Origin of the sequence: Archangium sp., assembly GCF_036389735.1 — a bacterium.
GTDB lineage: Bacteria > Myxococcota > Myxococcia > Myxococcales > Myxococcaceae > Archangium.
The window spans coordinates 1-9,093 of sequence record NZ_DASVWK010000554.1; the positions used below are offsets into that span (position 1 = coordinate 1).

Here is a 9,093-nt window from a genome sequence, read left to right on the forward strand (position 1 = left end):
GCGCCGTCGAGGAGCGGAAGGTGACGACGAGGAGCAGCGTCCCCACGGCGAGCGCCTTGTTGACCTCGGGGATGTAGATCTGCCCGGCCTCCTGCTTGGAGGTGTGGACGATCTGCATGCGCGGGCTGTAGCCGAGCTGGATGGCCTGGCGCGTGAGGCTGAAGGCGCCCGAGATGAGCGCCTGGCTGGCGACGCTCGCCGCCAGGGTGGCGAGCGCCACCAGCGGGTAGAGCAGGATGGGGGGGGCGAGCTGGTAGAAGGGGTTCTCCGCCGTCGCGTCGCGCAGCAGGAGCGCACCCTGCCCGAAGTAGTTGAGCAGCAGTGAGGGCAGCGCCACCACGAACCACGCCAGCCGGATGGGTTGGCGGCCGAAGTGGCCCATGTCCGCGTAGAGCGCCTCACCGCCGGTGATGACCAGGATGACCACCGCCAGCAGCAGGAAGCCGTGCACGCCGTTGTGGAGGAAGAAGTCCACCGCGTAGCCGGGCCACACCGCCCGCAGCACGTTCGGCGAGGTCAGGATGGAGCGCGCCCCCAGCGTGCCGATGGTGAGGAACCACAGCAGCATCACCGGCCCGAAGATTTTTCCGATGCCGGCCGTGCCCTGGCTCTGCATCACGAACAGGCCGACCAGGATGACCAGCGTGAGCGGCACCACGTAGGGCTCGAACACGTGCGTGGCCACGTTGAGGCCCTCGGTGGCCGAGAGGACCGAGATGGCCGGGGTGATGACGCCGTCGCCGTAGATGAGGCCCGCGCCGAACAGCGCCATCCACACCAGCACCTGGCGGTTGCGGCTGGGGGCGCCCTCGCGCGTGCGGTTCATCACCAGCGCCATCAGCGCCAGCATGCCGCCCTCACCCCGGTTGTCCGCGCGCATGACGAACCCGAGGTACTTCACCGAGATGACGATGATGAGGGACCAGAAGAACAGGCTCAGCACCCCCAGCACGTTGGCGGGCGTGGGGGCGATGGCGTGGGGCCCGTGGAAGCACTCGCGCAGCGCGTACAGGGGCGAGGTACCGATGTCCCCGTAGACCACTCCCAGCGCCCCCAGCGCTGTCAGCGCGAGGCGTCGGGGTGAGTCCGGTTCAGCGCCGGCGGGGGAGGTGGTGGAGTGCACGGAGAGGCTCGTCTCGAAGAGCGGGTCGGCCCGTTCCTCCGGGCCGCCCGCGAGAGACCGCCAGCCTTAGCGCACCTCCGTCCCCCGTGCATCCCTTCCGCGAGGGGCGGGGGAATGCCCAGGAAAAACAAGGGCTTGGAGTGACTATCCCTCAGAAGCGCAGCAGCATGCCAGGGCCCGCGGCCAGCGACTGGCCGCCGCGGCCCGCTCGCATCAGCACCGGCACGGGCAGGACCTGGAGGGCGTCCGGGGAGCGCGGTTGCGAGTACAGCGTCGGCGGAGCACCCGGCGGCGGCTCGGCCGTGGCCAGCGCGGTGATGACGAAGGTCGCGGCGACGCCTCCCATCGCGGAGAGGGGAACGGCGATGCCATCCGCGAGCGCCGTGCCCGCCACCAGCATCAGCGCGCCCACGCCCAGCGGCAGCACCGTGAGCTTGAAGACGCGCTCGGACGACAGCTCGAGCGGCACCGCGAGCAGGCCACCCAGGGCCATGCCGAGCGCGGGCGCCACCAGCGTCGGCGAGAGGTCGGGGTCGTCATCCCCCTCGTTTCCGATCGCCACCGTGTGCTGGACGAGCCCGGTGAACACGAAGGCGTAGATGGAGCTCATTCCCACGAGCAGGGCATCCCCCTGGCTCACGTCGCCGGGACGGGCCGTGGCCGCCAGCACGCCGACGATGCCGGCCTGGGTGGCGAGGAGGGTAGCGACGGCGCGGTCCCGACCGTCGAGCTCGTGCTCGGTGCCGTAGCCGAAGCCGGCGAGGAAGCCCAGCGCCGCGCCGCCCGCGACGAGCAGGGACTCATTGCGCTCCACCGGCACATAGTATTGGTACACGGCCGCCGCCGTGCCGAGCGACAGGCCACCGAGCACCGCGCCCACGTAGGCCCCGTTCTTCGTCTCGAGGCTGTGGCCGAGGAGGGCGCCCGTCGACAGGCCGCTGATGATCTCCGTGAAGATGAGCAGCAGGCCGCCGGAGCCGGAGGAGAAGCTGCTGTAGCGGAGGGCCCGCTCGGAGGGCGTCTCCGCGGGTCCCTGGTACGCGGGCGGCGGGGTGGGAGGCGTGGTCTGCGCCGTGGGCGGGGGAGGCGGTGGAGGCGCGGGCTGTGCCGTGGGCGCGGGAGGCGTCGCGGGCGTGGGAGGCGTCGCGGGCGCGGGCGCCGGCTGTGCGGTGGGCGCCGGCTGTGCGGTGGGCGCCGGCTGCGTCGTGGTGGTGGTCGTCGTCGTGGTGGACGAGGTGGCCGGTGGCGGAGCGGCGGGCGCGGGCTTGGGTGCCGTGGGCGCCGGAGGCGGGACATAGGTCTGTTGTGCCCGAGCCGCGCCATTCGCGGTCAGCAGGCCTAGACACAGCAAGGAACCGACAAGCCTCATACACAGGTCTCCATGGACGTACTTCACGTGAGGGTGAAGATGGGTCGGCTCCTCCGGGCGTGCATCGTTCGCTTCCCGCCTCTTCCTCATCCCAAGGGGCAATGGCGTGTCGGGTGGTGCGCGGCACCTGTCCCGGACTGTCCGCTCCTGGGGCTCCTCGGGGGAGCGGGCGACGCGCCCCATTGCTCCGGACGCGCGTTCCTGGGTGGCCCGGCGGGCAGGCGTTCTGTGCCACAATGCGGGCCGCTCGCCATGACGACTTCCTCCCGTGCCCGGTCCTTCCGGCGGAGCCTGCTTCCCTCGAGTCCGCTCCTCGCGAGCGCCGTGCTCCTGCTGCTCGGGAGCGTGGCCGCCTGCTCCCGGAGCGAGGCCCCTGCGCCGCCCGTCGAGGCCCAGGTCGAGGGGTACTGGCTGCGGCCCATCTCGCGCGGCACCCGGATGGCGCCCTGCGGCCACGGCCAGCATGTCTGGGGGTGGACGCCGGGCCGGCCCGGGCTGTGGCTCGTGGACGCGGAGGGACGCGAGCTCGTCGCCACGCAGTTCGGTGACAAGCAGGACGGGCAGGTCGTGGACGTGGTGCCCACGGCCAACCCCGAGCGCGCCTGGGTGCACGTGCAGGAGTCCTCGCTCTCCAACAAGGCGCGCAGCCAGGTGTACCTCGTGGACCACGCGGGCCACGTCGAGCACCTGCTGGGGGATGGAGCCTTCGAGCTGGAGCTCGCGCCGTCCGAGGGCCGCGAGCGGCTCTGGGCCGTGTCCCAGTTCGACTCCCAGCTGCGGATCCTCGATACCGAGGTCGCGGGAGGGGCGGGCCCCATCTCCCTGACCCCACCCGCGAGCAAGAGCCTCCTGCCCGGTGCGAGCCTCTGGTGGACCACCGCGCGCAAGGTGATGCCGGTGGCACAGGGGCGACAGGGCTGGGTGGTGCTGGACCAGGGACTGCACTTCGTGGATCCGCGCGCGCGCTCGCCGCTCGGCCCGCGCCTGCTCGAGGCGCGTGACCTCGTCCTCCTCCCCACCGGGCAGCCCCAGCAGGTCTGGGTGCTCGCGGACCAGCCCGAAAAGCCCGGGCAGCTCCTGCTCGTCACCCGTGACGGGACGAAGAAGACGCTGCTCGGAGGCGCTCGCGTCCAACGGCTCGTCGCCCACCACGCGCCCGACCACGTCTGGGCCGTGCTGGCGGGGCCCTCGCCGTCCTCCCAGGTCGAGCTGCGGCTGGTGGGGCTCGATGGGAAGGCGGTGGGCTCGGGCCTCGCGGTGGAGGGGGAGCTGTCCCTGGCGCGCTCGCCGGAGGGCCACGTGTGGGCTGGCGACGAGCGGGGCGTCTACCTCCTGGGGGACAGCGGAGAGGTGCTGGCGCGCAGCGCGGACGCGGAGCTCGGGGGCGCGCGGCTGGTGCCGCTCTCGGCGGAGCACGCGTGGGCGGTGACGGAGAAGGGCGAGGTGCGCCTGCTGTCCGTGAAGGGCGACGCCCTCACCACCCGCACCGCGATGCACACGGAGTTCCGCGCCCCCCTGCTGAAGGCATGGAGCGAGCGGGACGGGTGGCTGCTGTCGGATGATGGCACCACCCTCCAGCGGCTCGTGGTCGAGCCGGACGCCCTGCGGGCGCCGCTGGTGCTCGAGGGCGTGGGAATGAGCGACGTGCTCCCCATCCCGGGCACCGGGCGGGTGTGGATCGCCGGCGTTCCGCGCAGCTACGTCTACGGGCCGGCCTCGGACGTGCGGCGCGTGAGCCTGGGCTTCGCGGGCGGGGCCCGCATCGAGCGCGAGGCGAGCGGGAAGGTCCGGGTAGGAGGCCGCCTCGAGGCGGGTGCGTCGCTGGAGTCATTGGAGCTCGACTGGCCCGGGTTGGCGCACGCGACGGAGGCCGGGCGCTCGCTGCGGCTCGAGCTGCGCGCGGAGGACGGCGAGGGGGAGCTGGCGGGGCAGGGGCTGCGGCACCTCGTGGGGCCGGCCGGCGTGCTCTTCCAGTGGACCGAGCCGCCGGGGAGCGCCGAGCGCCTCTACCGCGCCGTGGTGTCGCACGAGGTGGAGAACGGCACCCGCCTCACCGCCACCTTCCGGCACGTGCCCTTCGGCGTGCCGCTGCTCGACCGTGTCTGGGTGCGCACCGCGCTGGCGTGCCTCGTGGTGACGCTGTTGCTCCTGCTGCCCATGCTGCTGCTGCGCTCCACCGCGGTCTCCCGCCGGTGGCTGCCGCTCATGGGTTACGTCGGCTCGGTGGTGGGCGTGGGAGGCGGGGAGTTGCTGGGCCTGGTGGGCGGGCTGCGCGTCCACGTGCCCACGGTGCTGGCCGTGGTGTGCGCCGAACTCATGCTGTGCGCGGGCCTGGGCCTGCTGTCTCCGGCCGTGTTCCGCCGGCTCGTCTTCACCCATCCTTTCTCCTGGGCCGCCGCGCCGCTGCTGCGCTGGCCCGCCTTCAGACGCCGCTTCTTCGCCTCCTACGTGAGGCAGCTCCGCCGCCGCGTGGACGTGGCCTCCGCCCGCGCCAATGGCGAGGTGTTCGTGGAGCTGTCCTCGCACGTCATCGAGTACGCGGGGCCCGGGGTGCCGCCCTCGCCCTCGGAGCGCACCGCCGAGGAACTGGCCGCGCTGCTCACGCGTGAGCGCGCCCACCTGCTCATCCAGTGCGCGGGAGGCCGGGGGAAGAGCGCCCTGCTGCGGCAGCTCGTCCGGCTGTCGCTGGAGCGCTTCGAGCAGCAGCCCGCCTCGCCACTGCCCGTCTTCATCGACCCGGCGGCCGAGGACCTGGAGGAGGCGGCGAAGGAGGCCCTGAAGGAGCTGGGGTTGCCGGAGGCGCTGCGGGACGCGCTGCTGGAGGCGGGGGACTTCTTCCTCGTGCTGGATGGCCTCACCGAGTCGAGGCTGGAGCCCGAGGCGCTGCTGCGCTACCTGGAGCGCGAGGTGGGGCTGCACGCGCCGCTGCTGCTGTCGGCCCGGCCCAACGAGCCCTACCGGACGGCGATGGCACACGCACCTCGTTGGCTGGGAGTGGAGCCGAAGCGGTTGGACGAGGCGGGGCTGGTGCGCTTCCAGTCCGCGTACCCGGGCGTCGACGGGAAGCCCGTGCCGTTCCCCGAGTCCCTCCGGCGCATCTGCCGGGGGCGCGCGGCGGACGGCTCGTACGTGCCCATCCTCGTGCGGCTGGCACTGCGGTACGGCGGGGGCGACGTGGACAGCGTCATCAACCTCTACCGCGCCGTGTTCGCGGGCCTGTTGAAGAAGGATCCGGACGACGAGGCCACCTCGGAGCTGCTGGCCTTCGCGGAGAGCCTGTGCCTGGGCAGCTATTGGGAGCACCGCAGCCGGCTCATCGTCTTCCGGGACAGTCCGGACGAGACGAAGCTGCGGGAGCTGCTGGACGCGGGCCTGCTGGTGCCGGCGGACGTGCGGCCCGGCCCGGTGCCCACGCACGTGCGCTTCTTCCATGACTCCATGCAGAGCTACCTCACGGCCCGGGCGCTGTACGCGCGCTACGCCTCGCGGGCGCGGTGGGACTGCCTGTGGCGGGCCGCGGGCGAGCCGGGCTTCGCGCGGGAGCAGTCGGACCTGCTGACGGAGACGGGCTCGGAGCTGTTCCAGATGTGCTCGTACGTCTTCGGGCACGACGCGCGGCTGAGGGCCGAGCTGGGACGCCACCTGGCGCTGTGCGCGGAGGCCAACGACGGGCGGCTCCACAAGGACGGCATCCTGGAGGCAGTGCCGGACGTGTTGCGGGCCACGCTGCGCGAGTCCGGCCGGGAGCTGGCGCCAGGGGCGCTGCTGCGCGAGGCGAGCCGCGTCTGCCGAGAGCACTCCGATGGAGAGGCGCTCTTCCAGCTCTACGCGCGCATCGCTCCGCTGGCGTGGCCCTGGAGGCCCGAGGAGTCGGACGCCCCGGCTTCACAAACGGACGCCGACGCGGCCTGACCTTCCTCCCCCCCTTACGCCCATGCCCGTCACCCTGCCTGCCCATGCCGCCGCGGTGCTGCCCTTCTTCCGGCTCGGTCGCCGGGGGCTGATGCCCACCGCGCTCGTCGTTGGCGCCTGTGCGCCCGACCTCTCCTATGTGTACGCGCTGCGCGAGCTCGGAGATTTCGCGCATGAGTTCCCCGGCTTCATCCTCTTCTGCGTGCCCGTGGGACTCGCCGTCCTGTTGTGGCTGGAGGCGCTCGTGTTGCCCGCGCTGCGCCTCGCCCTGCCCGAACTCGCGGGCGTGCAGTGGGGCCGCTTCGCGTGCACCGAGGGCCTGCCGCGTACACTTCCCGCCTGGGGCCTCGCCGTGGTGGCACTCGTGCTTGGGGCCTCCACGCACCTCCTCTGGGATGGCTTCACCCACCACACCATGTGGCCCGCCAGCGTCCTCTACCCCGAGGTCGTCGTCCCCGCCGGGAGCCGGGAGCTGCCGCTCGCCCGGGTCCTCCAACATGCCTCGTCCCTGGTGGGCTCGCTCGTAGTGCTCGGGTACATGGCGCGCCGCTACCGGCACCTGGCCGCCGTGCCCGGGGGCTCCTGGGCCGACTTCCTCCGCGTGCTGCTGCCCACCACCCTCGGGGCCCTCGTGGGGCTCGCGTTGCGGCTGGCGCGCTACCAGGACATGGGCGCGCTGGAGGCGCAGCTCTGGTGGGCCTTCTGGCCCACGGTGACGGGCGCGCTCCTCGGGCTCTGCCTGGGCTGCGGGCTCGTCCGGTGGCGGGGCGGTGCTAGGGTTCGCGCACCATGAAACCTGGAACCCTCGCACCCCTGCTCGTCTCCCTGTTGTCCGGTGCTCCGGCCACGGCGCTCGCGCAGTCCGCCCAGCCCGTGGAGAAGCCCGCCGCCCAGTCGCCGTCCACGGTGCCCGGCATCACCCCGCTGACGGGCCAGCCCAACCTGCTGGCCAGCGGTGTCCCCGCGATCCCCCCCGAGCTGCGCAAGCGCGTCCTCCAGTACCTGGAAACGCGCTCGGCGGGCCTGATGGACGTGAGCGCCGATGGCAAGCAGGTGCTCCTCTCCACCCGCTTCGGTGACACCAACCAGCTCCACGTGGTGGAGCAGCCGATGGGCGCTCGCTTCCAGCTCACCTTCACCTCGGAGCCCATCAACTCCGCGCGCTTCCACCCGGGCGATGCGCGCTTCCTCTTCTTCCTCCAGGACGTGGGCGGTGGCGAATTCTTCCAGGTGTACCGGCTCGACCGGCGCACCGGCCGCTCCGAGCTGCTCACCGATGGCAAGAGCCGCCACGAGTCGCTCTACGTCTCCGATGATGGCAAGTGGCTCGCCTACGGGAGCACGAGCCGCAACGGCGAGGACACGGACGTCTACGTGGCGCCCACGGACAACCCCAAGCAGGCCCGCCGCGTCACCGAGGCCGAGGGCTCCTGGTTCCCGGCCGGCTTCTCCCGCGATGGCTCCCAGTTGCTCGCCACCCAGTTCCGCGCGGCGGATGACGCCGACCTGCACCTGGTGGATCTGAAGACGGGCGAGCGCCGCCAGCTCACCCCCAAGGAGGGCAAGGGCAGCATCAACGCCGCCGCCCTCACGCCGGATGGCAAGAGCGTCTACCTCGTCACCGACCGCTACGGCGACTTCGCCGAACTCTACAAGCTGGACATCGCCAAGGCGCCCTACACCGCCGCGCCCCCGTCCCTCACGAAGTCCATCCGCTGGAACGTGGAGGCCGTCGCGCTCTCCCAGGATGGCAAGACGCTCGCGGTGGAGACGAACGAGGACGGCTACAGCCGGCTGTACCTGATGGACACGAAGAGCGGCGCGCTCTCCCCGGTGGAGGTGCCTCGGGGGGTGGTGGGCGGCCTGCGGTTCCCGCACGGGCGCTCGGACGTGCTCGCCTATTCCATCACCACGTCGAAGGCGCCCGCGGACATCTACCTGCTGGACCTGCGCACGAAGAAGAGCACCCGCTGGACGCGCTCGGAGGTGGGCGGCCTGGACACGGACACCTTCGTGGAGCCCGAGCTGGTGCACTACCCGTCCACGGACGGCGTGAAGGTGCCCGCGTTCGTCTACATGCCGCGTCAGGCCAAGGGGAAGGTGCCCGTGGTCATCATCTTCCACGGTGGCCCCGAGGGGCAGAGCCGCCCCGCGCTGAGCACCTTCACCCAGTTCCTCGCGGTGGAGCTGGGCATGGCGGTGGTGGTGCCCAACGTGCGCGGCTCGGACGGCTACGGCAAGGCGTACCGCGCCATGGATGACGGGGTGAAGCGCGAGCAGAGCCTCGCGGACATCGGCGCCACGCTGGACTACATCGCCTCGCGCCCGCGGCTGGATGCCTCGCGCGTGGCCGTGTACGGAGGCTCCTACGGCGGCTACATGGTGCTGGCCACCGCCGCCTTCTTCCCCGAGCGCATCCGCGCCGCGGTGGACGTGGTGGGCATCTCCTCGCTGCCCACCTTCCTCCAGAACACCCAGGCCTACCGCAGGGACCTGCGCCGCGCCGAGTACGGGGACGAGCGCAAGCCCGAGGTGCGCCAGGTGCAGGAGCGCATCTCCCCACTCAACGCGGTGGACCGCATCAAGGCCGCGCTCTTCGTGCAGCAGGGCGCCAATGACCCGCGCGTGCCCCAGTCCGAGGCGGAGCAGATCGTGAAGGCCGTCCGGGCCCGGGGCGCGGACGTCTGGT

General features: G+C 72.3%; 5 protein-coding genes. 3 read left to right on the plus strand and 2 right to left on the minus strand.

Going from position 1 to position 9,093, the window contains the following annotated elements; translation table 11 throughout:
- On the minus strand, positions 1-1,123 hold a 1,123-nt coding region (locus VF794_RS19370; protein WP_331112520.1), incomplete at its 3' end, for a KUP/HAK/KT family potassium transporter.
- A gap of 151 nt (positions 1,124-1,274) precedes the next feature.
- Positions 1,275-2,492, minus strand: a complete 1,218-nt coding sequence (locus VF794_RS19375) for a hypothetical protein (protein ID WP_331112522.1) — start codon at positions 2,490-2,492, stop codon at positions 1,275-1,277.
- Between the two features lie 252 nt (positions 2,493-2,744).
- Between VF794_RS19375 and VF794_RS19380 the strand changes: the two genes are divergently transcribed.
- From VF794_RS19380 to VF794_RS19390, 3 genes are all read left to right on the plus strand, one after another.
- Positions 2,745-6,404: a hypothetical protein gene (locus VF794_RS19380; RefSeq protein ID WP_331112523.1), complete on the plus strand. Its 3,660-nt coding sequence runs from the start codon at positions 2,745-2,747 to the stop codon at positions 6,402-6,404.
- 22 nt (positions 6,405-6,426) lie between these two features.
- Complete coding sequence (locus VF794_RS19385) at positions 6,427-7,197, plus strand: DUF4184 family protein (RefSeq protein ID WP_331112525.1); 771 nt, start codon at positions 6,427-6,429, stop codon at positions 7,195-7,197.
- Positions 7,194-9,093 (plus strand): S9 family peptidase (locus VF794_RS19390; protein WP_331112527.1); only part of this gene is annotated, 1,900 nt, incomplete at its 3' end. The genes VF794_RS19385 and VF794_RS19390, both read left to right, overlap by 4 nt.